The sequence below is a fragment of the Bradyrhizobium sp. SZCCHNRI1029 genome (assembly GCF_032487555.1).
Classification (GTDB): Bacteria; Pseudomonadota; Alphaproteobacteria; order Rhizobiales; family Xanthobacteraceae; genus Bradyrhizobium.
Genome location: NZ_JAUEUK010000015.1, coordinates 44,017 through 70,342, shown reverse-complemented (window position 1 = coordinate 70,342; position 26,326 = coordinate 44,017). Strand labels below are relative to the sequence as shown.

Sequence of the window (26,326 nt, the reverse complement as noted above, 5' to 3'; positions counted from 1 at the left end):
GGTCCTGATCAGGCGTCGACGCGCTTGATCGACAGCGACTTCAGGTAGGCGGCGGGATCTTCCGGATCGAACACCTTGCCGTCGAAGAAGGTCTCCTTGCCGCGCGACTTGGAGGTCGGAATCTCGGCGGCTGCGACGTTCATCTCCTTGGCGGCCTCGCGCCAGATGTCCTCGCGGTTGACCTTGGCGATCAGCGACTTGGCGTCGAAGCCAGCCTCATACTTGCCCCACCGGATGTCCTCGGTGATGAACCAGAGATCGTGGCTCTGGAATGGATAGGACGCGAAGTCGCGCCAATACTTCATGATGTGCGGCGAGTTCTCGACGACCTTGCCGGTACCGTAGTCGAACTTGCCGGCCGTGCGTCCGGCGACGTCCTCGACCGGGCAATTCATCCACTGCCGCTTGGCCATGATGGTCGCAAGCTCCTGCTTGTTCTCCATCTTGTCGGCCCACTGCTGCGCTTCCATCACCGCCATCGTCAACGCTTTCGCGGCCTTCGGATATTTGTCGACAAAGGCGGCGCGCATCGCGAAGGATTTTTCGGGATGCTTGTTCCAGATCTCGCCCGTCGTGACGGCGGTGTAGCCGATACCCTGGTTGACGAGCTGCGCATTCCACGGCTCGCCGACGCAGAAGCAGTCCATGGTGCCGACCTTCATGTTGGCCACCATCTGCGGCGGCGGCACCACGATGGTCTCGATGTCCTTGTCGGGATCGATGCCGCCGGCGGCGAGCCAGTAGCGGATCCAGAGATCGTGGGTGCCGCCCGGGAAGGTCATCGCGGCCTTCACGGACTTGCCGGAGGCCTTCTTCTTCTCCAGCGCGGCTTTGAACGGCGCGGTATCGAGGCCGAGCTTGAGGTCCGCATATTCCTTGCCGACCGAGATGCACTGCGCATCGAGATTGAGCCGCGCCAGAATGTACATCGGCGTCGGCTGGTTGTTCTGCGTCACCTTGCCCGAGGAGATCAGGTACGGCATCGGGGTCAGGATGTGCGCGCCGTCGATGCCGTTGCCTTCAGAGCCGAGCACGAGATTGTCGCGCGTGGTGCCCCACGAGGCCTGCTTCTGTACGTCGACGTCGGGCATGCCGTATTTGGCGAAGATGCCCTTGTCCTTGGCCACGAACAGCGGACCGGCATCGCTGAGCGCGATGAAGCCGAGCTTGGCGCTGGCGACTTCCGGCCCCGCCCCCTGGGCGAACGCTCCGCCCGGCAAGTTCAGCTTCGCGGCTGCTAGCAGCGCAGCCGTGCCGGCGCCCGCCTTGAGAAGCTGACGACGGCTGAAGCCGTTGCGGCGAGCAGGATTGGCAGTCTTCGTCATGAGTGCTGTCGTCCTTTGTCTGAAGAGCGCTCGATGGGTGAAAAGGCCGTCCGTTGCGGGTCGCTGCGCCACGCACGAAGGCGCGTGTTCCGAGGTGGCCTCGGAAGGGGCAGCGTCACGATTCGGATGAGGATTGCGCGGACGGCATCGATGGCGTCGCGAATGCTCTTTCAAGCTTCGTGCCAACGCATCAATTTTGAATTTACAAGTAAATTCAATCGTTTAACTGCACACAGCAAATCCATCAGAGGCAGAAGGCCGCATCCAAAATTTGCGATTCGCCCACTTTGTGTGCGCCGCACACAAAGCGGGCATGGCGCGATTGTTCCATGAGCACCAGGGCAGCAAATCAGCCCTTTCAAGCAGCCGCGGCCCGGACGTCCAAACGTAATCGATTGAAATCGATGATCTTTTGATTGGCGTCAAAATTGGCACAGGCATTGCTTCGACGCCTACAAGTCAACGATGACTGCGGTTCGCCGGACTGTCGAGGCCGATGGCGCCTGATCTCCGGGACGGACGCGCGCTCGCGACCGGGGTCACCTCGGCGCGGTCGTCGTGACGCCCTTCCCCGCATTCGACATCCGATCCGCCTGCCCGTGGCGATGTCCCGCGAGAGCCAGAACCTCTCGCAAGGCAGCGCGCAATCTATTCCCGAGAGCAAACAAAGGACGTTTGAATGTCGTACCTCGCGCCTTCAGAATTCGTGACCAAGATGGTGGACGCAGGTGAGTCCAAGATCTTCATGTCGACCCGGGACACCGTCATCCGCGCCTACATGGCTGGCGCGATCCTGGCGCTCGCGGCCTGGTTTGCCGTCACCATCAATGTGAACACAGGCCAGCCGATCATCGGCGCGCTGTTGTTTCCGGTCGGCTTCTGCATGCTCTATTTGCTGGGCTTCGATCTGCTGACCGGCGTGTTCGTGCTGTCGCCGCTGGCGCTGATCGACAAGCGTCCCGGCGTGACCCTCGGGGGCGTGCTGCGCAACTGGGGCCTCGTCTTCATCGGCAATTTCGCCGGAGCACTGACCGTTGCCTTCATGATGGCATTCGTGACCACGTTCGGCTTCACGCAGGAGCCGGACAAGGTCGGCGCTGTCATCGGCAATATCGGTGAAGGCAGGACGCTCGGCTACGCGGCGCATGGCGCGGCCGGCATGGCGACGCTGTTCATCCGCGGCATGCTGTGCAACTGGATGGTCTCCACCGGCGTGGTCGGCGCGATGATCTCGACGACGGTCCCGGGCAAGGTGCTGGCGATGTGGATGCCGATCCTGGTGTTCTTCTACATGGTGTTCGAGCATTCGGTGGTGAACATGTTCCTGTTTCCGTCGGGGCTGATGCTCCATGCGAAGTTCTCGATCATGGACTACCTGATTTGGAACGAGATCCCGACCGTGCTCGGCAATCTCGTCGGCGGTCTCTCGTTCACCGGCCTGACGCTGTACGCCACCCATGTCAGGACGCAGCCGAAGCGTGATGCCAAGATCGCAGCCCGCGTCGCGGCTTGATTTCCGTCTCCCTTGGAGAGCCCGGCTTCAGTTAAGGTCGGGCTCTCCTCAAATCGCTCGATAGCCCAAATGCCATTGCGGATCACCATCGGAGCGCATTCCGACAAAGGGCAGAAGCCGGGCAACCAGGACTTCCACGGCGCACTGATTCCCGATGAGCCGGCGCTCAGCCTGAAGGGCATCGCGATCGCCATCGCGGACGGGATCAGCAGCAGCGAGGTCAGCCACATTGCGAGCGAGTCGGCGGTCAAGAGCTTCCTGACCGACTATTACTGTACGCCGGATGCCTGGTCGGTGAAGACCTCGGCGCGACGCGTGATCGCCGCGGCCAACTCCTGGCTCTACGCCCAGACCAGAGCCAGCCAATACGCCTATGACCGCGACAAGGGTTACGTCTGCACGCTCAGCGCGATGGTGATCAAGGCGGCCACGGCGCATCTCTTCCATATCGGCGATTGTCGCATCTATCGCCCCGCAGGCCATTCGCTCGAACAGCTCACCGACGATCATCGCGTCATCATCTCGTCGCAGCAGAGCTATCTGGGGCGTGCGCTCGGGGTCAATCCCGAGGTCGAAATCGACTATCAGGCCATTCGGATCGAGCGCGGCGACATCTTCGTGCTCGCGACCGACGGCGTTCACGAACACGTAGGCAAGCGTTTTGTCGCCAACGTGTTGAAAGAGAATTCCCACGACCTCGACCAGGCGGCCCGTATCATCGTCGCTGAGGCGCTGGCGCAGGGCAGCGCGGACAATCTCACGATCCAGATCGTGCGGATCGACGAACTCGGTGCCGGCGATGCCGCCGAGATTCCGGTCCAGGCCGAGCAGCTGCCGCCGGCGCCGCTGCTGGACGCGCGGATGATCTTCGAGGGCTACCGGATCGTGCGCGAGATCCACGCCAGCAGCCGCAGCCACATCTATCTGGCCGTCGACGTCGAGACGGAGCTCGCCGTCGCCCTCAAGGTGCCTTCGATCGACCTGCGCGGCGACCCGGCCTATCTCAAACGGTTCCTGATGGAAGACTGGATTGCGCGGCGGATCGACAACCCGCACGTGCTGAAGGCCTTCCCATCGACGCGTCGCCGCGATCATCTCTACGTCGTCACCGAATTCGTCGAAGGCCAGACCCTGGCGCAATGGATGATCGACCATCCCAAAGCCGATCTCGATACCGTCAGAGACATCATCGAGCAGATCGCCAGGGGGCTGCAGGCGCTGCATCGCAAGGAAGTGCTGCACCAGGATCTGCGGCCTGCAAACATCATGATCGACCGGACCGGGACGGTGAAGATCATCGATTTCGGATCGGTGCGGGTCAGCGGCGTGGTCGAGGCCGATCCGGCTGCCGACCACGACAGCATCCTCGGCACCCAGCAGTATACGGCGCCGGAATATTTTCTCGGCGAGGGCGGCTCCGAATGGTCCGACCAGTTCTCGCTCGGCGTGATCGCCTACCAGATGCTGACGGGCCGGCTGCCCTACGGCGCGCAGATGGCACGTGCACGAACCCGGGCGCAGTTTCGCAAGGTGCTTTATCACCCGGCCTCCGGCGATGACCAAACCGTCCCGCTCTGGATCGATGGCGCACTCCGGCGCGCCGTCCATCCCGTCGCCGCCAAACGTTACGAGAGCCTCTCGGAATTCGTCTTCGACCTTCGGCACCCCAATCCCGCCTATATCGGCGGCGGCCGGACGCCCCTGATCGAGCGCAATCCGCTGCTGTTCTGGAAGGCGACGACTGCGCTGCTCGCGATCGCAGTGATCATCCTGCTCGCGGCTCGCCACGGCGGCTGGTAGGCGGACCTGCCAGCCGCGGATCAGGCGGGTTCAGGCGCGATCGCGCCAAGCGGCCTCGGCGCCACGCCCGCTCCCGGCTTCATGCGGAAATCATAGGTCATCAAGTGCCATGGCCCGATGGCCAGCTTGCCGTCCGGCATCACCGCGTCGCTGCGCCGCTCGACCTGGGCGATGAGCTCGTCCTTGACGCCAAAGACGACGTCGCTGTCGAGATATTCGTCGCCGCCGACGAAGACATGGGTGATGAGCGGCTCGTAGCCCTTGGCGTCCACCAGGAAATGCACATGGGCCGGGCGCATCGGATGACGCTTGGTCTCGAGGATCATCCGTCCCACCGGACCGTCGGTCGGGATCGGATAGCTGCAGGGCAGGATGGTGCGGAAGAAAAAGCGGCCATCCGCATCGGTGATGAAGCGCGCCCGCGACGACGGACCATCGCTTTCATAGGACGGCCGCTGCGAATCGTAGAAGCCCTCGTCGTCGGCATGCCAGACATCGACCGCGGCGCCTGCCAGCGGGGCACCCGCCAGATCGGTCACCCGTCCCTGGACGAACATCTTCTCGCCCTTGAGATCCGCCGAGATGTCGGTGCCGTGGGGCGTCACCTTGTGCTCGCCGACGTAGAACGGGCCGAGTACGGTCGTCTCCGTCGCCCCTGCCCGGTCGCGATGATTGATGGCGTCGACCAGCATCGACACGCCGAGCACGTCGGACAGCAGGATGAACTCCTGCCGGCTTGCGGTGCAGGTCTGTCCGGTGCGGGTGAGAAAGTCGATGGCGGCGGCCCATTCGTCGAAAGTGAGCTCCGTCCGGCGCACATAATCGTGCAGCGACTTCACCAATTCCTGCAGCAGGAATTTCGCGCGCGGATCGGGTGTCCGTTCGAAGCTCGCGACGACGGCCTCCGTGAGCTCGGCTTCATTGAATTGTGTCATTGCCAATTCCTCCCGGCGCAAAGGGTACACGACGCATGCCTGGCCTGCCATTGGACGCGGCGCGTTTTTCGGCTATCACCCGGAACAAACGGGATGCGCGGCCGATCCTCGCGCAGGCCGCCAGAAACCGATCATAGCGGAGACGCCCGATGCTCGCCCCGACACCCGCCTCGCCCGAAACCGTCGGCATGTCGAAAGCCGCGCTCGATCGCATCGATGCCCATCTGCGGCAGCGCTATGTCGAGGCCGGCCGCTTTCCCGGGACGCAGTTGATGGTCTATCGCCGCGGCAAGATCGTGCATGCGAGCTCGCTCGGCTATGCCGACGTCGAGCGCAAGGTCCCGGTCAGGGACGACACGATCTACCGCATCTATTCGATGACCAAGCCGATCACCTCCGTCGCCTTCATGATGCTGGTCGAGGAAGGCAAGGTCGCGCTCGACGAGCCGGTCGCGAAATACATTCCGGAGTGGAAGAATCTCGGCGTGTTCGTCGCCGGGACCGCACCGGCCTTTGTCAGCCGGCCGCCGTCGCGGCCGATGCTGATCGTCGACCTGCTGCGCCACACCTCCGGCCTGACCTACGGCTTCCAGCAGCGATCGAACGTCGATGCCGCCTATCGCGACGCCAAGATCGGCGCAGTCGAAAAGGCGGGAACGCTGCAGTCGATGATCGATGATCTCTCGCGTATTCCGCTCGAATTCTCGCCGGGCGAGGCCTGGAACTACTCGGTCTCGACCGACGTGGTCGGCTATCTCGTCGGCAAGATCGCCGACCAGCCGTTCGAGCAAGTCCTGAAGCAGCGCATCTTCGATCCGCTCGGCATGAGCGACACCGATTTCCACGTGCCCGCGGCGAAGGCGCACCGGCTGGCGGCGTGCTACTCGGCCGATGCCGGCGGCGCCTTGTCGTTCCACGCCGCCGATCGCAAGGGCGGCCTGACCTTGCAGGACGACCCGGCGACCAGCTCGTTCCTGAGCCCGCCCGACTTCATCTCCGGCGGCGGCGGCCTGTGCTCGACCACGGCCGACTATCTGACGTTCTGCCGCGCATTGCTCAATGGCGGCGAGCTCGGCGGCGTCAGGCTGCTCGGACCGAAGACGCTGAAGCTGATGACCTCGAACCATCTGCCGGGCGGCGTCGACCTGCCGGCGCTGTCGCGCTCGATGTTCGCGGAAGCAGCCTATAACGGCATCGGCTTCGGTCTCGGCTTCTCGGTGACGATGGATCCGGCCAAGACGTTGATCCCCGGCAGCGCCGGCGAATATGCCTGGGGCGGCGCGGCCTCCACGGCGTTCTGGATCGACCCGGCCGAGGAGCTGATCACGATCTTCATGACCCAGGTCTTGCCGTCGAGCGCCTACCCGATCCGCCGCGAGCTGCGCACGATGGTGTACGCGGCGATCACCGAAAGCAACGTCTAGGAGAGGCGTCGTGGCGGTAAAGCCGCTCAGGGAACCGGCGATCCCCGCGCGTTGCGCTTGGCGTGCACGCGGTGCTCTCCTATGCTGACAGTCATGTGAACGGCTGCAACCGCCGAGCCCTTGCGGAGGCAGCCGCTCCAGCCTGATATGCGCTCGCCGCACAAATTCGCCTCCGCCCGACGCGTCTCCCGCCTGCGTCAGTCCCAACGGCGATCAGCAGCGCCAGCTCAAACGGGGCATCCGTGCCAAAACTCTCCCTGCCGATCCGGCTTGCTCTTCTGGTCGCAGGGACCACACTGCCGCTCATCCTGTTCGCAGGCGGAATCGTCTTGCACAGCTACATGCAGGATCGCAGCGACGCCCGTCAGCGCGTGCTGGAGACGGTGCGCAGCATCCGGCTGACGCTCGATGCCGAAATGCAGCGCATGACTGGCGGCGTTCAGGTCCTGGCGCTGACCGATGCCCTGACCACCGGCGATTTCGAACGCTTCCGGCCGATCGCGACGGGCTTCCTCGAGCAGTACGGCAAGAACGGCACGATCGTGGTCGCCGACCGCAACGGACGCCAGCTGTTCTCGTCGGCGACGACGGATACGGCTCACCTGCCGACGCGCAACAACCGCGAGATCACCCGCCGCGTGTTCGAGACCCGGCAGCCGCAATATTCCGACCTGTTCTACGGCGTCGTGAAGAAGAGCCTGATCGTCACCGTCGAGGTGCCCGTCTTTCGCGACGGCGAGGTCGTCTATGACATCTCGTTCAGCCCGCCGATCGAGATGTTCCAGACCATCCTGGAAAAGCAGCGGCCGAATCCGGACTGGACCTTGTCGCTGCTCGACCGCCAGGCGACCGTCTTCGCACGCGTGCCAAATCCGGCGGAGACGATAGGCAAGCAGGCCTCGCCCTCGGTGTTTGATCGCATGCGCAACGAGCAGGAGGCGACGCTGTCGAGCGTATCGCTCGAGGGCGTGCCGCTGCTGTCGAGCTTCACCCATTCCACCCTCACCGGATGGACCATCGGCGCCGGCATCGCCGAGGATTCGCTGGTTGCGCCGTTGTGGCGCAACCTCGCCGTCACCAGCCTGCTCGGCGGCATCATGCTGGCGATCGGTCTGGCCTTCGCGGTGCGGATGGCGACGACGATCGCGCGCGCCGAGATGCTGCACGACCTGCTGATCGAGGAGCTCAATCACCGGGTCAAGAACACGCTGGCGATCCTGCAGGCGATCGCGGTGCAGACCTTCCGCAGCGCCAGCCGCCTTGAGCGTGAGAAGTTCGAGGGCCGGCTCGGCGCGCTCGCCGAGGCGCATAATCTGCTCAGCAAGGAGAAATGGCAGGGTTCCGAGCTGCAGGACGTGATCGAGCGCGTGCTCAAGCCCTACCGCCTCAACACGCCCGACCGCATCAGGATCTCCGGCCCGAAGGTGGCGCTGTCGCCGCGGCTCGCCGTCGTGCTGTCGATGATCGTGCATGAGATCGCAACCAACGCCGCCAAATATGGTGCGTTCTCCAACGACACCGGCACGGTCGATCTGTCCTGGGAGCTGGCGAACGCGGCCGACGCGGCGAAGAAGCTGCCGGCACGGCTGCGGCTGGTGTGGCAGGAAACCGGCGGCCCGGTGGTCTCGGCGCCGATCCAGCGCGGCTTCGGCTCCCGCCTGATCGAGCGCAGCGCGCGCGATCAGCTCGGCGGCGAGGCCACGGTCGACTTCCTGCCGCCGGGCGTGGTCTACACCATCACCTGCAAGCTCGACGATTGAGCCGCGTCAGCCGAACCTCTGCAGCGCCGGGAACGTCTCGAGCAGCCAGATGCTGAAGGTCGAGACCGCGCCAGTGAGAAAGCCGATGCCGGTGGCGATCATCAGCACGCCCATCGCGCGCTCGATGTTCACGAGATGGCCACGCATGCGGATGAACAGCGCCGAGAACTGTTCGATCATGAACGCCGCGATCAGGAACGGAATGCCGAGGCCGGCGGAATAGACGGCAAGAAGCCCCGCCCCCTTGGCGACCGTCGTCTCCGCGGCTGCGATCGAGAGGATCGCCGCCAGGATCGGCCCGATGCACGGCGTCCAGCCGAAGGCGAAGGCGAGCCCCATGACATAGGCGCCCCACAGGCCGACCGGCTTGGGGATCGGCAGCCGCCCTTCGCGCATCAGGAACGAGATCCGCGTCAGGCCGAGGAAGTGCAGGCCCATCACGATGATGACGACGCCGGCGAGGATGGACAACTGCTCCGACCAGGCCCGGATGAGGCCGCCGATCAGCGAGGCGCTCGCCCCCAGCATCACGAACACGGTGGAGAAGCCCAGCACGAACAGTGCGGCCGAGATCATCACGGCGCGACGCGACGCGGCCGGAGGCTCGTCGCTCTCGATGTGCTCGATCGTGGCGCCGGTGAGATAGATCAAATACGGAGGAACCAGCGGTAGCACGCAGGGCGAAAGAAAACTGACCAAGCCAGCAATGAACGCGGCCGGAATCGATACGTTCTGGATCATGCGAGTCCCGCGATACGCCCCTCCAGGCGCAAGCCGGGGCACGACGCTTCTTGCCGCCGATGCGGGGAATACGCAACAGACGTGCCGAAGTTACGGCGGTCAACGATGATCGCGGCCTGCGGGCTTTCGCCAGGATAGAGCCAGACGTCCCCGGATCGGGGCCTCATTGGCGAAGTCCCCCGCCCCGGTAGGGAGTGTCGCCTCGCTTTAACCGGCTCGTCTGCGAGCCGGCGCGCGCCTCACCGTGGGATCACGACATATCACAAATGCGCCAAATGCACTCTTGTGCACACATCGAACTGTGCTATTTCACCACTCGAAGCAACGGTGGCCGGCGCTGACCCGGCTGCAGCTTCGCATCGCGCAGCTTGTCGGGATTGTCGGCTTGAACCATCTCATCGCAGAGCGATTTCAGATCGTCCTCGCTCAGACGGTTCAGCTTCATGCGCAGGTCGAGGATGGCAACCGAGACCAAATGCGCCGATTCGCGATTGCCCGTCGCCGCGAGCATGGCGCGGCACTGCTCGAGGGACGCAAGCACTGCAAGCATTTGTTCGTCTGAATTGGCCACAGGCGTCGTTTCCGTTCTAGTAGCGTGCGACGAGATGGAGCCGAGCAACTCCCGACTCGCGGATGGCTTCCAAATACGTCATGTCGTTGCTCCCCTGCGCTTTGCCGATGCGGCTCAGCCGAGCCATGCACCCACCCCCTGGGACGGCACGACGGCGTCCTGGCATGACGCAGGGTGAAGAGACATCACCGCTCCCCGGCATTCGATGAATTAGCGCCACGATCCGTTCATCACGATAGCATGACAACGGCCCATCTTCGAATACCATTTCATTGCGGTCGAGGCAAAAACCGTCGATCTTAGGTTCGACTCGCGTTAAGCGTGTCCCTGTCCTACATGATGTGTCAGACCGCGCATCTGCTGGCGGTAAGACCATGCTGCAGAGAACTGAAGGTGGCAGACTCATCGACCCTCGATCGCTCAACCAAATCATGGCACGAACGTGCCCTGCCCGTAATTTATCGGAATCACTCTAGCAGGCGGAGAGAGCTTGTATGCGCGTTGCGGCGGAACGGGGCGTTCCTCAGAAGGAACGCCGGGAACTAGCCGAGACCCCTGCGACGCTGGCACCAGGGGAGCACGGCGGCTCGTCTGCTGGGGCAGGATCGAGCATTGAACTGAGCCGAGAGAGTGGCGGCGCCAAGGGCGCAACGGCGAGCAAGCCGGCAAGAACTGCGACGGGCCGGGCCGCCCCGGCCAAGTCGACCGTGAGCAAATCGGCGCAGGCAAGCCTCACCGACTGGGATGCAGCGCGGATATTCCTCGAGGTTGTCAGGGCCGGCAGCTTTCGCTCCGCGGCCGAGCGGCTGACGCTCTCGATCAATGCCGTACGGCGACGCATCGATGATTTCGAGCGGCAGATCGGCGCGACGCTGTTCACGCGCGATGTCCACGGCGCTCGGCTGACCGACGAAGGCGCGCTGGTGGTCTCCGCCGTCGAGCACATGGAGGCCGCGTCATTCGAGTTGCTGCGCGCGGGCGATGGTCTCGCCGGCGCTGCGTCGGGCGAGGTCCGGGTCGCGGTGACCGAGGGGCTCGGCACGTTCTGGCTGGCGCCCCGGCTGGTCGAATTTCAGCAGAGCTTTCCCAACGTCATGGTCGATCTCTATTGCGCGATGCGCTCGGCCGACGTGTCGCGTCACGAGGCCGACGTCGCCATCCACCTCTCCCGGCCGGCGGCGCTCGACGTCAAGCTGGTCCGGCTTGGCCGCATGCACCTGATGTGCTTTGCGAGCGAGAAATATTTGGAGATATTTGGCATCCCAAAGACGATTGACGATCTCGTCAAACACCGCTTGGTTCTGCAGGTGGCGGACGAAGCCGCCGCCAATGCCGCCTTCGCCACCATCTTCCCTGGTTTCGAGCAGCGGGACCTGATCGCGATGACCACCAATGTCTCGAGCGCCAATTACTGGGCCGTGGCGCACGGCGCCGGCATCGGGGTCTTCCCAACCTATGCGAGTGCCCTGGGCGGGAAGATCGTACCACTTGAGGTTGATCTCAAGTGGTCCTACGACATCTGGCTGTCTTACCATGCCACCACCGGACGCATCCCTAGGGTGCGTCACATGATCGACTGGCTGGTCGAGGCTTTTAACCCTGGCAAATACCCGTGGTTTAAAGACGAATTCATTCATCCACAGCAACTTAAAACAGTATATATGGGTGAACCCCTGACCCATCTATTCGGGGGCTTTCCGATGGAAGGACGGTAAAATCAGTATGAACAAATCAGCGGCAAAGAAAATGAAGCAGCGCAGTGCGGGCAAGCCCGACATCGAGCTCGGCAAGCGGATTCGCCTGCGGCGTGTAGAGCAGAAGATCTCGCAGGCCGAGCTCGGCGAGAAGCTCGGCGTGAGCTTCCAGCAGGTCCAGAAGTACGAGAAGGGCGTCAACCGGGTCGGCGCTGCGCGTCTGCAGCAGATCGCCACCGCGCTCGACGTGCCTGTGACGTTCTTCTACGACGGCGACAGCAAGGCGCGCGAGGTCGAGAGCCTCCTGTTCCTGGACTCAGCCTTCAGCCTGCGGTTGCTGCGCGCCTACAGCAAGATCAAGGACCAGACCGTGCAACGTCAGCTGGTATCCTTGATGGAATCGATCGCAGCGAACGAAGAATAGGCAAGGCTGTCTGATCCGTCAGACAGGTCTGCCCGTGATGGATATGGGCCATCTTCGCTCGAGGGCGCAACTTGGGGGCGCCAGGCGCTCTGCCAGCTCGGGCGAGTTCACTGCCTCGGCTCAAGGCCGAGCGATCGGCGCGGCCGACACACCGGCCCTTCTCGTCCGCACAGCGATCGCTGCGCGGTCTGAGGCTTCGTCGCCTTTATAATCTCGTGCTCTCTGCCGTCATAGGAAGTGGCGGCATGCCGGCGTTTCGGTCCCGTCCGGCCGACGCTGATCATGACTGCTGCGCGTCCTCTCCTGGGCCACACATGCACAGGTCGAGAGCCTCGGCCCGAACGTCCCTTTGCCTGCCCATCATGTCCTGAACTTGCATTGACGCCGTCACGGGCGCGGTGAACGATGGCGGCCGCCTGCCCTCCTGCGGACGGACCCACATGCCGACCATCTCCGAGCTCCCCACCACCTTCGCCGGGGACAAGATCCTCATGACCAGAGCGGACGATGGCGTCGGCATCATTACCTTCAACAACCCGGACAAGCGCAATGCGATGTCGCTGGAGATGTGGGAGGGGCTCGGCCAGGCACTGGTCGCGCTGCGCGACGATGACGCGATCCGGGTCGTGGTGCTGACCGGCGCCGGCGGCAAGGCCTTCGTGTCCGGCGCCGACATCAGCCAGTTCGAGCAGAGCCGCCACAATGCCGCGGCCTCGGAGGCCTATGCCGAGCGAAGCGCCGCCCAGCGGGCGCTGCTCGCCGGCTACCCGAAGCCGACGATCGCCTGCGTCAGCGGCTTCTGCCTCGGCGGCGGCCTGCAGATCGCGATGCTGACCGACATGCGCTTCGCCGCCGCGGACAGCCAGTTCGGCATCCCCGCCGCCAGGCTCGGCATCGCCTATGGCTATGACGGCCTGCGCAACCTGGTGTCACTGGTCGGCCCGTCGCAGGCGCGGCTGCTGCTCTATACGGGCCTGCGGATCGATGCCGCGGAGGCGCTGCGGATCGGCCTCGTCGACCGGATGATGAGCAACGACGAACTGCTGCCGGCCACGCTGGAGATCGCCCGCACCATTGCCGTCAATGCGCCGCTGGCGGTCAAGGCCGCCAAGATCACCATCGCCGAAGTGCTGAAGGACGAAAGCCGCCGCGACATGGAAGCCATCAAGCGGATCGGCGACGTCTGCATGGATTCGGAGGATTTCCGCGAGGGCCGCCGCGCCTTCATGGAGAAGCGCAAGCCAGCCTTCAAGGGACGTTAGAGCGCCTCCAGCACCGCCCTGGTCACGTCGATCGTGCCGGCATTGCCACCGAACTCGAATGGCTTGAGGCCGGATGCGTAGACCTGGTCGACGGCCTGCTCGATCCGCTGGGCCGCCTCGGCTGCCCCCTCGATGCCATGGGTGTCCGCCAGCCAGTCCAGCATCATCGCGGCCGACAGGATCATCGCGGTCGGGTTGGCCTTGCCCTGCCCCATGATGTCGGGCGCGGTGCCGTGGCAGGGCTGGAACACGGCTTGGCGATCGCCGATGTCGGCCGACGGCGCCATGCCCATGCCGCCGACGAGACCGGCGGCGAGATCGGACAGGATATCGCCGAACATGTTCTCGGTGACCAGAACGTCGAAATCCCACGGCCGCTTCACCAGCATGAGCGCGCAAGCATCGATGTAGAGGCGGTCCGTCTTCACGTCCGGATGAAGTTGAGCGACCTCGTCGAAGATCTTACGGAAGTAGGCGAAGGCCTTGAAGACGTTGGCCTTGTCGACGCAGGCTAAAGTCCCCGAGCGGCCGCGCGCGCGGCGCCGGGCGGCGAGCTTGAAGGAGAAGTTGAACAGCCGCTCGGATGTCTTGCGGGTGATGACGAGGGTCTCGCGCGCCTCCTCATGTGTCACGACACCTTTGCCCATCGAAGCGAACAGGCCTTCGGTGGACTCGCGGATCACGACGAAGTCGATGCCGCGCTCGGCGGCGCCGACGATCGGACTCGGCACGCCCGGGATCAGCCGCGCCGGCCGCACGCCGGCATAAAGGTCGAAATGGAAGCGCAGCTCGATCTGCGGCGCGATCTCGGTGTTGTCGGGATAGCGCACCGACGGCAGCCCGCAGGCGCCGAGCAGGATCGCGTCCGCCTCTTCGCACAGCCGGATCGTGGAGTCGGCGATCGAGACGCCGGTCGCGAGATAGTTGTTCGCGCCGGCCTGGGCCTCGGTGAACCGGAACGACAGGCCGGCCTTGGCCTCGACCTTGCGCAGCACTTCAAGGGCCGGCGCCATGACCTCCGGCCCGATGCCGTCGCCGGGGAGGACTGCGATGTGAAGTGCGTTGGTCGAGGGCATGCTTTTTTCTTCGTCACACGAGGGATTTAGCGCCGGTCATTGCGAGCGAAGCGACTTGTCCGCCTTAGCCCGAAGGGCGACGGCGGAAGCAATCCAGGGCCCAGGTTGAGACTCTGGATTGCTTCGTCGCTTCGCTCCTCGCAATGACGATGGAGAGGGTGTGTCCTAAGGCGTCAGCACGGCGCGGCCGACCAGCTGACCCTTCTGCAACTCACGCAGGGCATCGTTGGCCTTGGCGAGCGGCATCGGCGTCACCGGGATCGGCGCGATGTGCTTGGCGCGGACGAGGTCGAGCAGCTCCTTCGTCTCGCGGAGGTTGCCGACATAGCTGCCCTGGATCGTCACCGCCTTGATCGGAATGAGCGGCAGCGCCCACGGCGCGCCGCCGCCGAACAGGCCGACGATGACGAGCTTGCCGCCCTTTGTCAGGCAGTCGAAGCCGAGCTGCGCGGTGGCGGCATTGCCGACCAGGTCGATGACGGCCCGGATCGGCTCGCCTGCGGCCTTGTTCAGTTGCTCCAGCGCGTCAGGCGCCTTGCCGTCGACCGCCGCCAGCGCGCCGGCCGCCAACGCCGCCTCGCGCTTGCGCGCGTCGATGTCGACCACGATCGCGCCCTTGCCGCCCATGGCCTTGAGCAGCGACAGCGCCATCAGCCCGAGGCCGCCGGCGCCGAAGATCACGATCGGCGTGTCGAAATCCTTCTCGACCTTCTTCAGCGCGCTGTAGGTCGTGACGCCGGAGCAGGCGTAAGGCGCGGTCGTCACCGGATCGAGCCCCTTGAGGTCGATCAGGTGGCGCGGATGCGGCACCGTCATGTGGTCGGCATAGCCGCCGTCGCAATAGACGCCGAGCGAGGCCGGCTTCAGGCACATGTTCTCGTCGCCGGCGAGACAGGTGGCGCACTTGCCGCAGCCGATCCAGGGATAGACCAGCACGACGTCGCCGACCTTCAACCCGCCCTTCTCCGCCTCGGTGACCTCCGGCCCGAACGCCACGATCTCGCCGGCGCTCTCATGGCCCATGGTCCGCGGCAGCGACACGCCGCGATCCTTGAGGGACAGCGGCTTGCGGCCGTGCCCGAGATCATAGCCGCCTTCCCAAATGTGCAGATCGCTGTGGCAGACGCCGGCCGCCTTCACCTTGATCAGCACCTGTTTGCCGAATGGCTGCGGTGTCGGCTCGTCGACCTCGGTCAGCGGCGCATTGAAATCGGTGACCTTGAAGCTCTTCATGGTTTCACTCCCGTAGTCCGGTGCGGGCGCGACCGGACGGCGCATCGACGGGACGAGCGGCGAGGCTGCGCGCGGCAACGTCGCCTTGGACCTCCTCCCCGGCATGAGCGCGTCCGGCTGGTCCGGACTGTTCTTGCGATATCGCGACATTGGCTGGAAACGCGAGGAGCGGCAAGGCTGCGCGCAGCATCTGCGGTCATGGCAGCCCTGCAGCGTTTTGCCTCAGCGAGCTCAAGGTTTTGCAGCGTCGCCTACGCCAGCTCCCCGCAGGACTTCCACGGTGTGCTCTCCGAGGCTTGCGGCCCGCGGGCCGGCCGCAACCTTCGCTTCCGACATCCGAAACGGCAGGTTGACGACCTTGAAGTTGCCGGCCGCATCCTCCACATCGGCCAGCGCGCCGCGATGCGCGATCTGCGGATCAGCCAGCGCATCGGCCACGCTGCGGTAGGCCGAACTTGGCACGCCGCCCGCATTCAATGCCTCCAGGCACTGGGCGACGTCGAGCCCGCGCGACCAGGCTTCCACGCCATCCATCAGCGCGCCCCAGTTTGCCCGCCGGTCGGAATATTTTGCGAATCTGGGATCATCGACCCAGTCCGGATGGCCGATCACGGTCATCAGGTTCTGGAACGTCTTCTCGCTGGCGATGGCGATCATCACATAGCCGTCGCGACACTCCGCCGGGCCGAAGGTCGGCCGCGACGGCTGCGCGACGGGAAATTGCGACCATTGGATCTCGTTCAGTGTCAGGCTCAGCATCGATTCCAGCATCGAGCAGTCGATGTGCTGGCCGCGCCCGTTGCGTTCGCGCTGATACAGAGCGGAGGCGATGGCGCCGAACGCGTAGGTCCCGGTGACGACGTCGGCATGATAGATGCCGCAATAATCGGGCCGGCTGCGCCCCGGCTGGTAGGCGAGATGCGCCATGTCGTAGCCCGAAGCCGCATGGATCACCGGGGCATAGGCCGGGAGTTCCGCCGATGGGCCGGTCTGGCCGTAACCCGAGATCGAGCAGTAGATCAGCCGCGGGTTCACCGCGCTCAAGGCCGCATAGTCCAGCCCGAGCCGCTGCATCACCCCAGGGCGGAAGTTCTCAACCAGGATATCGGCCGATGCGACCAGCCGACACACCGCGGCGACACCGTCGCGCGACTTGAGGTCGAGCACGACGCTCTTCTTGCCGACGTTGAGCTGACCGAAAGCGGTAGAGCAGCCATGACGCATCGGAGGCCGGGTGCGCATGGTTTCACCTTCGACTGACTCGATCTTGATCACCTCCGCTCCCATATCGGCAAGCATGCGGGCACAGTGCGGGCCGGCGATGGTGGTCGAGAAGTCGAGGACGCGCAGTCCCTCGAAACATCCTGTCAAACGGCTCTCATCGTTTCCCACTAGACTCACCCTGGCGGCTCCCTGGTTTGAACTCTTCTCGCTCGGCACCGAGGCCGAAGGTCCGCTTCGCCGTCGCTGATTCACGAAGTGTAAGCCATCGATCGTCGTGCAGGTGGTTTCTAGATCGAACCATTCGATGTCGAAAGCGTTTGGCGTTCCGCCGCGGTGCGGCAGCGCCTTTCTTCATGACTGAATTTGGACCTTTTCTTGCATAGGACGAACATGGGGCTTGATCGAGGACATCTCTTGCGGGTTCTGTTCGTTACGACCGAAATGGACGATTTCGTCCGGGTGGGCGGACTGGCTGCCGTTTCGGCGGCACTTCCCCGGGCGCTGCGCTCACACACCGACGTCAGGATCATGCTGCCCGGCTACCGGGACGTGATCGAGCAACTCACTCACATCGAGATCGTCGGGCACTGCGCGCCCCTGGCAGAGATGCCGGGCTGCGCGCTGGGACGGTCGTCGACCCGCGACGGCCTGCCGGTCTACGTCCTGCTCTGCGACGAGCTCTACGACCGGCCGGGCAACCCCTACGGCGACGAGAACGGGCAGGACTGGGCGGACAACGACATCCGCTTCGGCCGTCTCGCCGCCGCCGCCGCCGAGCTCGCGGCGGGCACGCTGGACGAGAACTGGGCAGCCGATCTGGTCCACGCCAATGATTGGCAGGCCGCATTGGTGCCGGCCTATCTGGCGTGGCGCGGGGTCGACGTGCCGTCGATCCTGACCATCCACAACCTCGCCTATCAGGGCCTGTTCCCGCGCGAGTCGCTGCGCCGGATCGGCGCCCCCGAATCCTCGTTCCACATCGACGGTCTGGAGTTCTACGACAAACTGTCCTTTCTCAAGGGCGGTCTGGTCTATGCGTCGCATCTCACCACGGTCAGCTCGACCTATGCCCAGGAGATCACGACGCCCGAGCTCGGCTGCGGGCTGGAGGGCCTGCTCCGGCAGCGCTCCAATGCCGATGAGCTGACCGGCATTCTCAACGGCATCGACGAGAGCTGGGATCCCCGCTACTGCCAGCAGCTGGCGCAGCCTTTCGCCGCCGGCGACTGGAAGGGCAAGAAGGCCAATGCCGACTACGTCCGCAAGCAGTTCGGGCTGGCCGTGTCGCGCGGGCCGATGTTCGGCATCGTCGCGCGCCTCGTTCATCAGAAGGGCATCGACCTGGTGCTGGAAGCCGCCGACGAGATCGTCGGCGCCGGCGGCCAGATCGTGGTCACCGGCACCGGCGAGCCGTCCATCGAGCGGGCCCTGATGGAGGCCCACCGCCGCCGGCCGGACGCGATCGGGGTCGCCATCGGCTTCAACGATGCACAGGCGCGGCGCATCTTCGCCGGCAGCGACTTCACCCTGATGCCGTCGCGCTTCGAGCCATGCGGCCTGAGCCAGATGTATGCCCAGCGCTTCGGCTCGCTGCCGATCGGCCACCAGACCGGCGGCCTCGCCGAGACCATCACAGATGGCGAGACCGGATTCCTGTTCGAGAAGCCGTCGGCGGAATCCTTCCTCGGCGGGGTGAAGCGCGCGTTTTCGGCGTTCACCAGCACCGAACGGCTGAACGAGATGCGGCTGTCGGCGATGGCCCGCTCATTCAGCTGGAACCTGTCGGCCGCCTGCTACAACGCGCTGTACCGGAAGATGCTGGCGTCGTAGCCCGCTCCCGTAGCCCGGATGAGCGAAGCCACATCCGGGTTCATCTCATCCTGTCGAACAGGCCCCGGATATCGCTTCGCTCATCCGGGCTAGGGTCAAACAACAAAAGCCCGGACCTCGTCCGGGCTTTTTCTTGGGCGCTTGTAAAGGCCGGCTTCTTACGCTGCGCGGACCGCTTCCAGGAAGCTGCCGACCTCCCGCTTGAGGCGGTTGGAATCTCCAGCCAACGACTTGGCCGACGACAGCACCTCGGCGGAGGCCGAGCCGGTCTGCGAGGCGCCGCGCTGCACGTCCGTGATGTTGGACGAGACCTGCTGGGTGCCGTGGGCCGCCTGCTGCACGTTGCGCGAGATTTCCTGCGTTGCCGCGCCCTGCTCTTCGACCGCCGCCGCAATGGCTGCTCCGATCTCGGCAAGCCGCTCGATCGTCGAGCTGATCGCCTGGATCGAATTCACCGATTCCTGCGTCGCGGCCTGCACGCCCGAGATCTGCTGTGAGATCTCCTCGGTCGCCTTCGCCGTCTGTTCCGCGAGCGCCTTCACCTCGGTCGCAACCACCGCGAAACCGCGGCCGGCGTCGCCGGCGCGCGCCGCCTCGATGGTGGCGTTGAGTGCGAGGAGATTGGTCTGTCCGGCAATGCTGTTGATGAGCTCGACGACGTCGCCGATGCGGGCTGCGGCCTGCGACAACTCGGCGACGCGCCCATTGGTCTGGCGCACTTGCTGCACGGCGTCGCCGGCCATGCGGGCCGACGCCTGGACCTGACGGCTGATCTCGGTCACCGACGAGGAGAGCTCCTCGGTGGCGGAGGCGACCGACTGAACGTTGGCGGACGCTTCCTCCGACGCAGCCGCCACCACCGTGCTGAGCTCCTGCGAGCGGCTAGCGGTGTTTGTCAGCATATCCGCCGACGTCTCGAGGCCCGAGGCCGCCGACGACACGGTGTTGACGATGTCGGCGATCGTCGACTCGAAGTTGCGCGTCAGCGCATCCAGCCGCTGGGCCCGATCGATCTGCGCCTGCGCGTCGCGCTGCGCGGCCTCGTCCGAGGCCTTCTTGGCGATCAGCGCGTCCTTGAAGATCTTCAGGGCGCGCGCCATCGCGCCGATCTCGTCCTTGCGGGACTCGTTCGGAATGTCGGCGCTCAGCTCGCCATTGGCGAGGCGCAGGGTCACGCCGGTCAGCCCGACCAGCGGGCCGATGACGCCGCGGACGACGCCGATGACCACGGCGACCGACACGATCGCCACCAGCAGCAGAACGCCGAGCGCGATGAACAGCCGCAGCCGCGCCGCGCCGATCGCCTGATCGATGGCCTGATGCGCGGACTTCAGCGCCGCATCGCGCAGCACGATGACGTTGTTCAGCATCGGCGTGGTCCAGCGGCCCCATTCCTCAGCCGTGACCGGCGACGGCTGTCCGTCGCGCCCCGCCGTGACGATCTGACGGTAGCGCTGTTCGCCAGCACCCATCAGGGTCGTGCGCACGTGCTCCAGCGCGGCGGACACCTCCGGCGTATTGCGAACGCTGCGCGCCGCGAGCTCGATCTGCTGCCACAGCAGGGTCACCTGTCCGCTCTGCTCGGTCACCTCGGCAAGACGCGCCGGGGTCCAGCTGACGTTCTGGATGAAGAAGCGCAGCACGGCGGAGCGCGCGCCGTTGATCGTGCGCATCGATTGCGACAGCTGCGCAAGCTGGGCCGAAGGCAACAGGTTCTCGACCTCGCCGCCGGCCCCCGACAGCTCGATCGCGGTCTCGTCGATGGCGGCATTCAGGGACTCGGCCGCCCGACCGAGGCCATCCGTGGTCGTCGCCTGGATGTTCGCCGGACGTTGCGCGGCCGGAAGCGGTACAGCGTTGCGCGCCGCCGAACGGACGCCACGCAGTGTCGTCGCTGCGGCATCGATGTTGGTGGTCGGCAGGCCCGCAACTTGCGCGGCGGTCTTGGCCCGTGCCAACGACTCGTCCGTCGTGGCGATGGCCTTGTCGAGCTTGGCGACATCATCCGCCGACGCGGACCCGGCCGCCGCGAGCAGATTCCACTGGCCGCGCTCGAGCGGGATCTGCGCATTGACCTTCAGTGCCAGCTCGAAGGCGTCCAGAACCTGCTCCGCCCGCTCGCGCTTGCGCAAGTCGCCCCACCCGCTCCATGCGAGCGCAAAGGCGAAGGCCATCGCGAAGAAGCCGGTCAGCAGATTGCCGGCAAGAATTTTCCATTTGAGACTGACCGCACCGGTCTCCGGCTTGATCGTCTCATTCTGCAGCACCGAGCGCTCGGACATCGGCCGTTCCCAATCAAATATCGCTGCCCGGCCGGTCACGCTCGCGTCGGCCGATACGCGCTGGCGCAGCGGCCTCCGGCGACGTCCCCGCGCGGTCGGCAAACACGAATCGCGGCGATGCTGCCGCGCCATAATGATTAAGAACGAATGGCGACTAATCCCTTAAACTGAGCTGATCCGAGCGGTATCGGAATGCCGCGATACCGCGCCAATCGGATCGACTCGGCCCATCGGGCCCTCTACTCCGCAGCCGCTGCAAGCGTCACCGAGGGATCGTGCAACACCACGCCGGAGAGCGGATCGTGCTCGCCCGACCAGGGCCTGCGCTGCAGGACCGATCGCGTGTGCTGATAGCCCGCAGTCCAGCGCGCGATGATGCCTCGCTCGGTGAAATCGATATCCTTGGTATGGCTCTCGCGAGCGAGTTGCGGGGCCAGCAGCCGGACGACATGCATCCGCGTCTGGCAACCGTGACTGACAAGATCGCGGATCGCCGGATCATTGCGGGCCGACTCCGGCAAATGAACCGCAAGCTGATTGATGATATGCCGCAGCCGATGCGTCTGCTGCTGGCGCGCGATATGGCTCGAGATCCGGCTCGAATATTGCGCGTCCTTGTGGCGGTTGAACACCTCCGCCATGGTCGTCGGCTCGGCTCCCTCGGGATTCCACAGATGCACGGCGAAGATCAGCGAGTCCTTTCGCGGATTGTCGTCGAACACGACCTCGGTCGGCGTGTTCGACAGGATGCCGCCGTCCCAATACAGTTCGCCATCGATGCGAACTGCCGGAAACGCGGGAGGCAGCGCGCCCGATGCCAGGATGTGGCGGACATCCAGCACCTCGTCGCGACTGTCGAAATAGCGCATCCGGCTCGTCCTGACATGCGCCGCCCCGACCGTGAGGCGTAGACCGCCATTGTTGAGACGATCGAAGTCGACGAGCTCCTGCAGCGTTTCGCGCAGCGGAGCGGTCGAGTAATAGCCGGCCTGCTCGGCACCGAGCGGATAGGACTCCCCGGCATGCGCCAGGGCGTTGGGACGGAAGAAGCCCGGAATCCCATGCGTCACGGTCGTCCAATAGGACAGCCGCTCGTTGAAATCCGGAAAGGCCGTGCGCACTGTCCAGGCTGGCCGCCGGTGCATCCGCTTCCAGAACTCCCGCAGCCGCGTCATGCGCTCCTGCACCGGGCTGCCGGCGATGAGAGCGGCATTGATGGCGCCAATCGATGTCCCGATCACCCAGTCCGGCTCCAGACCAGCCTCGTGCAGCGCCTGATAGACGCCGGCCTGGTATGAACCGAGCGCACCACCGCCCTGCAGGACGAGAACCACCTGCCCAGGCAGCCTGCTGCGATCGATCATCGCGCACATCGTGTCGTCGACGTCGGCCATGTCTCCCTCCTCATGTCTCCCTCCTGATGCATTGTCCTGTTCGCAGTTTTCCCGTCGCTGTTACATCGCCCAACCGTCAATGTGCGGTCCAACCACCATCGACCGGCAGGGCAACACCGGTGATCGATGCGGCGGCATCGCTGGCGAGAAAGACGGCGAGCGCACCGATCTCCTCCACCGTTGCAAAGCGCTTGTTCGGCTGTTGCGCCAGCAGGACATCGCGGATGACCTGATCGCGGGAGATGCCGTGCGCCCTGGCCTGTCCGTCGATCTGCGCCTCGACCAGCGGCGTGTAGACGTAGCCTGGACAGATCGCATTGCAGGTGATGCCGATCTCGGCCGCCTCCAGCGCCGCGACCTTGGTCAAGCCGATGATGCCATGCTTGGCAGCGACATAGGCCGATTTGAACGGCGACGCGACGAGGCCATGCGCCGAGGCGATGTTGATGATGCGACCGAAGCTATTCCGCCGCATCGACGGCAGTGCCAACCGCATCGTGTGGAACGCCGACGAGAGATTGACCGCAACGATGGCGTCCCACTTTTCGACGGGAAACTGCTCGAGCGGCGCGACGTGTTGAATGCCGGCGTTGTTGACCAGGATGTCGATACGGCCAAATTCCTGCAGGGTACCGGCCATCATGCGCGCGATCGCTTCCGGCTGCGTCATGTCGGCCGCAGCATAGCCGGTGCGAACACCGAACTCCGCAGCGATCTGCGACCTGATGCGGCCGATCTCCTCGGGAGCTCCGAAGCCGTTCAGCATGACGTGCGCCCCGGCACCGGCAAGTGCCTGCGCAATCCCCAGACCGATGCCGCTGGTCGAGCCGGTGATCACCGCCACCCTGCCGGACAACGGAGGTAATGTGGATCGGGCTTTCAGTGAATCTACAGCCATGGCGTCGCCTTCGTCCGAGCAGTTGAGCCCCGTGCCTGCACAAATTGCCGGGCCGCCATGACCAATGGAAATGCCGTTTGGCTCACCACACGATAGGTGTTCGCTATCGCAATCGCTGGTGCCAAGCCCCGCTTGGTAGGATATTGCACCCGGGGACGTCGGCCCGATCGAACGGAGCACCTCGATGGAAATGCATCAGGTTCGGTATTTTCTTGCCGTTGCCCGGCTGCTGCACTTCACGCGCGCGGCCGAGGAATGCAACGTGACGCAGCCGTCGCTGACGCGTGCGATCAAGCAGCTCGAAGCCGAGCTCGGTGGCGACTTGTTCCGGCGTGAGCGGCCGGCCGCGCAACTCACCGAGCTCGGCCAGCGCATGCATCCACTGCTGAAACAATGCTACGAGGCTGCCGTTGGCGCGCGAACCCTCGCCTCGTCCTTCAAGAGCGGAGAGCTCGGCACGCTCCGGATCGCGCTCGCCGACTCGGTCGACCTTGCGCTGCTGATCCCGCTGCTCGATCAGCTGCAGCGCCAGTTCAACCAGCTCGAGCTCAGGTTTCTACGCGGCAGCAGCCGCATGATCGCAGAGCATCTGAAGAGCGGCGAAGCGGAGCTCGGCATCGCCTCGGAGATCGACGAGACCTGGGATCGGCTGGATGTCTGGCCTCTCTTCACGGAGGACTTCGCGCTCGCCGTGAGCAGCCGGCACCGGCTGGCCGGGCAGGATCCGATCGCGATCGATGATCTGGGCGGTGACGCGTTGCTGTGCCGCAACTATTGCGAACATGCGGACAGGTTGCGCACGCTGCTCCGCGAACGCGGCGTCGACCTCGGACGAACTCATGATGTCCACTCCGAACGCGACCTGATCGCGCTGATGGAAGCCGGGGTCGGCATCGGTGTGGTGCCGCAAACGACCACGCTGCCGGAGACCCTGCATCGGGCCACCGTCGACGGACTCGACGTGCGGCGCACCGTTCATCTCTACGGTGTTGCTGGCCGTGAACGCACGGCGGTTGCCTCGACCGTGATGCGCATGCTGCGCGGCAGGAACTGGCAGGAATGGCTCGCTCAGCTGTCCTGAGCCGCGGCCTGGCGAAGCGCTTCGACCAGATCGTCGATCTCCATCCGCTTGCGGAAATCGGGATCGACGAAGCGCGCCTTTACGAGACCGTCACGCCCGACCACGAAGGCAGCCGGAATGGGCAACACCCAGCCGTCATTGCCGTGGAAGCTCGCCAGGTCCTGGTGCGCCAGTAGTTGCTGGATCTCACGACCAAGCCAGATCGCGAGGTTGAGCGACAAGGCATAGCCGTTGTCGAGATCCGTCAACACAGGGAAGGTGGCGCCGGCGTCCGATTTGAACTGCTGCGTGAACGCCTGCAGCTCCGGCATGATCGCGACGATCGCGCCGCCCGCGGCGTCGATGCGCTCCTGCGCCTTGATCACCGCGCGAACGTTGAGCCGGCAATAGGGGCACCAATGGCCGCGGAAGAACATCACGGCGACCGGCCCCCGGACGAGGCAGGATTGCAGGCTCACCAGCCGGCCAGCCTCATCGGGCAGGACGAATGGCGGCATCGTCTCACCGGGCCGCGGCGCAGTCTCGCCGCCGCCGTTGTCTCCGAGCCGCGCCACCAGGCGGTCGACGGCGGACGCGTAGGCCGGAAAGATCTCGCGACCCGCAGCGGCATAGGCCTCGAGCTGCTGACGCAGGGTGCCCTGCATCTCCCTGCATTGCAGGAAGGCCTGTCTGAGCCGCTCGGCATCCGCGGGTGAAAGCACTGTCATGAGCAGCTCCGGCAGGTTCAGGACCCCAACCATGATAGTTTCCCGGGCAAGCCGACCACAAGGGCGGCCTGCCCGACCGTCGCGCTCAGGGCCGATAGAAATTGCCGGTGGGATCGAGCATGCCGGACGCCGAATAGAGCTGCCCGTCGCTCATGAAGAAGACGGTGTTGTTCGGCACCTTCCTGGCGTGGCGCATCATGGCCCGATGATTGGCGTCGCCGGCGGCCATCGTCATCATGCTGGTCTTGCCGGCGCTGTAGACATAGGCCATGCCGGGCGCGAGATCGAGACCGCCTTGCGCGATGGCTGCGGTGGCAGAGACCGCGACCACGGCCGCGGCGATCAAGGTCTTGGACAGGCGGGTCATGGATATCTCCTCCTCATGAATGCTGTCGCCCGTCATCGGGCGTCCGCATTACAAGCGCGACCTGCTCTGCTTGAGAAATGCCGTTGTCCAATCGCGAGGATAGCGTCCGCCTATCGATAGCGGCGGTCTATCGGCTCCAGAGAAAGGATGCATTTCCATCATGTCCCCTGCTCCCCGATGGTGCGCCTCGCGATGCCCGCTCGGCGCGGGCCGCTGTTCCATCAGAGGAGACAATGACATGTTGAGGCAGATCGCACCTACACGCGCGCGCCGCCTGAGCGCTGCTTTCGTCCTGGCCGTTGCTACGACGGTGATCGCGGCGTCCGGCGCCCGCGCCGGCGAGTGTCCGGCCGACAGGATCAAGGCCGGCGTACGTGAGAAAGCCGACGTCAAGGCGGTCGGCGTTACCGACGTCACGCTTGGCGCGATCGATCTCGCCAAGCAGCCCGCCAATATCAAGGACCGCGAGTTGCGCTTCCGCAAGCTGACCATCGCGCCCGGCGGCATCGTGCCGTGGCACAGCCATGACGATCGCCCGGCGCTGATCTTCGTTCAGCAGGGCGAGATCATCGAATATGCCAGCAACTGCGCCGAGCCGATCCTGCACAAGGCCGGCGATCTGAGAGCCGAGGTGTTCGGCACGTCGCATTGGTGGAAGAACGACGGCAAGGAGACGGTCATCCTCTATGTCGGCGACGTTCGCAAGGATCCGCACGATCACAACATGTAGATCGCGGGCCTCCGCCAGCCGCCTTCGGATCGCCCCCTTCAGGCAGGCGATCCGG

22 protein-coding genes are annotated in these 26,326 nt (G+C 64.9%); 10 read left to right on the top strand and 12 right to left on the bottom strand.

Annotated features, from left to right (window positions below; all coding sequences use genetic code 11):
- Positions 1-8: 8 nt before the first annotated feature.
- Positions 9-1,325 (bottom strand): CmpA/NrtA family ABC transporter substrate-binding protein, encoded by a 1,317-nt coding sequence (locus QW861_RS31100; RefSeq protein WP_315754174.1) that lies wholly within the window; start codon positions 1,323-1,325, stop codon positions 9-11.
- Positions 1,326-2,004: 679 nt separating this feature from the next.
- On the opposite strand from QW861_RS31100, the gene QW861_RS31095 reads away from it, so the two are divergent.
- Together QW861_RS31095 and QW861_RS31090 are read left to right on the top strand one after the other, a co-directional pair.
- On the top strand, positions 2,005-2,838 hold the full coding sequence (locus QW861_RS31095; protein ID WP_315754176.1) for a formate/nitrite transporter family protein: 834 nt from the start codon (positions 2,005-2,007) through the stop codon (positions 2,836-2,838).
- Positions 2,839-2,907: 69 nt separating this feature from the next.
- A complete protein-coding gene (locus QW861_RS31090) occupies positions 2,908-4,638 on the top strand; it encodes a bifunctional protein-serine/threonine kinase/phosphatase (protein ID WP_315754178.1) in 1,731 nt (576 codons plus the stop codon).
- A gap of 20 nt (positions 4,639-4,658) precedes the next feature.
- Here QW861_RS31090 and QW861_RS31085 read toward each other — a convergent pair whose 3' ends face one another.
- Entirely contained in the window at positions 4,659-5,573 is a 915-nt protein-coding gene (locus QW861_RS31085) for a dioxygenase (protein ID WP_315754180.1), read from the bottom strand.
- Positions 5,574-5,722: 149 nt separating this feature from the next.
- Between QW861_RS31085 and QW861_RS31080 the strand changes: the two genes are divergently transcribed.
- Together QW861_RS31080 and QW861_RS31075 are read left to right on the top strand one after the other, a co-directional pair.
- Positions 5,723-6,997, top strand: a complete 1,275-nt coding sequence (locus tag QW861_RS31080) for a serine hydrolase domain-containing protein (protein ID WP_315715725.1) — start codon at positions 5,723-5,725, stop codon at positions 6,995-6,997.
- 242 nt (positions 6,998-7,239) lie between these two features.
- Entirely contained in the window at positions 7,240-8,757 is a 1,518-nt protein-coding gene (locus tag QW861_RS31075; RefSeq protein ID WP_315754182.1) for a sensor histidine kinase, read from the top strand.
- Positions 8,758-8,763: 6 nt separating this feature from the next.
- Here QW861_RS31075 and QW861_RS31070 read toward each other — a convergent pair whose 3' ends face one another.
- Complete coding sequence (locus QW861_RS31070) at positions 8,764-9,498, bottom strand: cytochrome c biogenesis CcdA family protein (RefSeq protein ID WP_315754184.1); 735 nt, start codon at positions 9,496-9,498, stop codon at positions 8,764-8,766.
- Between the two features lie 304 nt (positions 9,499-9,802).
- Positions 9,803-10,048, bottom strand: a complete 246-nt coding sequence (locus QW861_RS31065) for a hypothetical protein (RefSeq protein ID WP_315737708.1) — start codon at positions 10,046-10,048, stop codon at positions 9,803-9,805.
- Between the two features lie 515 nt (positions 10,049-10,563).
- Between QW861_RS31065 and QW861_RS31060 the strand changes: the two genes are divergently transcribed.
- From QW861_RS31060 to QW861_RS31050, 3 genes are all read left to right on the top strand, one after another.
- Positions 10,564-11,784, top strand: coding sequence for a LysR family transcriptional regulator (locus QW861_RS31060; protein ID WP_315754185.1), 1,221 nt, complete (start codon positions 10,564-10,566; stop codon positions 11,782-11,784).
- 7 nt (positions 11,785-11,791) lie between these two features.
- Entirely contained in the window at positions 11,792-12,187 is a 396-nt protein-coding gene (locus QW861_RS31055; RefSeq protein WP_015668220.1) for a helix-turn-helix domain-containing protein, read from the top strand.
- A 440-nt stretch (positions 12,188-12,627) separates the two neighbouring features.
- Positions 12,628-13,449 carry an enoyl-CoA hydratase gene (locus QW861_RS31050; RefSeq protein WP_316193911.1) on the top strand — a complete coding sequence of 274 codons (822 nt, stop codon included), beginning with the start codon at positions 12,628-12,630 and terminating at the stop codon, positions 13,447-13,449.
- Here QW861_RS31050 and QW861_RS31045 read toward each other — a convergent pair.
- From QW861_RS31045 to QW861_RS31035, 3 genes are all read right to left on the bottom strand, one after another.
- A complete protein-coding gene (locus tag QW861_RS31045) occupies positions 13,446-14,525 on the bottom strand; it encodes an isocitrate/isopropylmalate dehydrogenase family protein (RefSeq protein ID WP_316170615.1) in 1,080 nt (359 codons plus the stop codon). The genes QW861_RS31050 and QW861_RS31045 overlap by 4 nt on opposite strands.
- Before the next feature lie 165 nt (positions 14,526-14,690).
- Complete coding sequence (locus tag QW861_RS31040) at positions 14,691-15,758, bottom strand: alcohol dehydrogenase (protein WP_315715718.1); 1,068 nt, start codon at positions 15,756-15,758, stop codon at positions 14,691-14,693.
- A gap of 231 nt (positions 15,759-15,989) precedes the next feature.
- Entirely contained in the window at positions 15,990-17,057 is a 1,068-nt protein-coding gene (locus QW861_RS31035) for a CaiB/BaiF CoA transferase family protein (protein ID WP_410052343.1), read from the bottom strand.
- Positions 17,058-17,396: 339 nt separating this feature from the next.
- On the opposite strand from QW861_RS31035, the gene glgA reads away from it, so the two are divergent.
- Positions 17,397-18,812 (top strand): glycogen synthase GlgA, encoded by a 1,416-nt coding sequence (gene glgA, locus QW861_RS31030; RefSeq protein WP_316193910.1) that lies wholly within the window; start codon positions 17,397-17,399, stop codon positions 18,810-18,812.
- Positions 18,813-18,970: 158 nt separating this feature from the next.
- Here the strand turns inward: glgA and QW861_RS31025 are convergent, their stop codons facing one another.
- The 3 genes from QW861_RS31025 to QW861_RS31015 all read right to left on the bottom strand — a co-directional run bounded on the left by QW861_RS31025 (position 18,971) and on the right by QW861_RS31015 (position 23,386).
- Positions 18,971-21,094 carry a HAMP domain-containing methyl-accepting chemotaxis protein gene (locus QW861_RS31025; RefSeq protein ID WP_315754189.1) on the bottom strand — a complete coding sequence of 708 codons (2,124 nt, stop codon included), beginning with the start codon at positions 21,092-21,094 and terminating at the stop codon, positions 18,971-18,973.
- A gap of 239 nt (positions 21,095-21,333) precedes the next feature.
- Positions 21,334-22,488, bottom strand: coding sequence for a patatin-like phospholipase family protein (locus QW861_RS31020; RefSeq protein ID WP_315826419.1), 1,155 nt, complete (start codon positions 22,486-22,488; stop codon positions 21,334-21,336).
- Positions 22,489-22,564: 76 nt separating this feature from the next.
- Positions 22,565-23,386 (bottom strand): 3-hydroxybutyrate dehydrogenase, encoded by an 822-nt coding sequence (locus QW861_RS31015; protein ID WP_315754193.1) that lies wholly within the window; start codon positions 23,384-23,386, stop codon positions 22,565-22,567.
- 184 nt (positions 23,387-23,570) lie between these two features.
- On the opposite strand from QW861_RS31015, the gene QW861_RS31010 reads away from it, so the two are divergent.
- Positions 23,571-24,467, top strand: a complete 897-nt coding sequence (locus tag QW861_RS31010; protein ID WP_315715713.1) for a LysR family transcriptional regulator — start codon at positions 23,571-23,573, stop codon at positions 24,465-24,467.
- Here QW861_RS31010 and QW861_RS31005 read toward each other — a convergent pair.
- Both QW861_RS31005 and QW861_RS31000 read right to left on the bottom strand, forming a co-directional pair.
- Positions 24,455-25,174, bottom strand: a complete 720-nt coding sequence (locus QW861_RS31005; protein WP_315715712.1) for a peroxiredoxin-like family protein — start codon at positions 25,172-25,174, stop codon at positions 24,455-24,457. The two genes, QW861_RS31010 and QW861_RS31005, sit on opposite strands and share 13 nt — an antisense overlap.
- Positions 25,175-25,259: 85 nt before the next feature.
- Positions 25,260-25,541 carry a hypothetical protein gene (locus QW861_RS31000; protein ID WP_315715711.1) on the bottom strand — a complete coding sequence of 94 codons (282 nt, stop codon included), beginning with the start codon at positions 25,539-25,541 and terminating at the stop codon, positions 25,260-25,262.
- A gap of 238 nt (positions 25,542-25,779) precedes the next feature.
- Between QW861_RS31000 and QW861_RS30995 the strand changes: the two genes are divergently transcribed.
- Positions 25,780-26,271, top strand: coding sequence for a cupin domain-containing protein (locus QW861_RS30995; protein WP_316193909.1), 492 nt, complete (start codon positions 25,780-25,782; stop codon positions 26,269-26,271).
- The last annotated feature ends 55 nt before the right edge of the window (positions 26,272-26,326 follow it).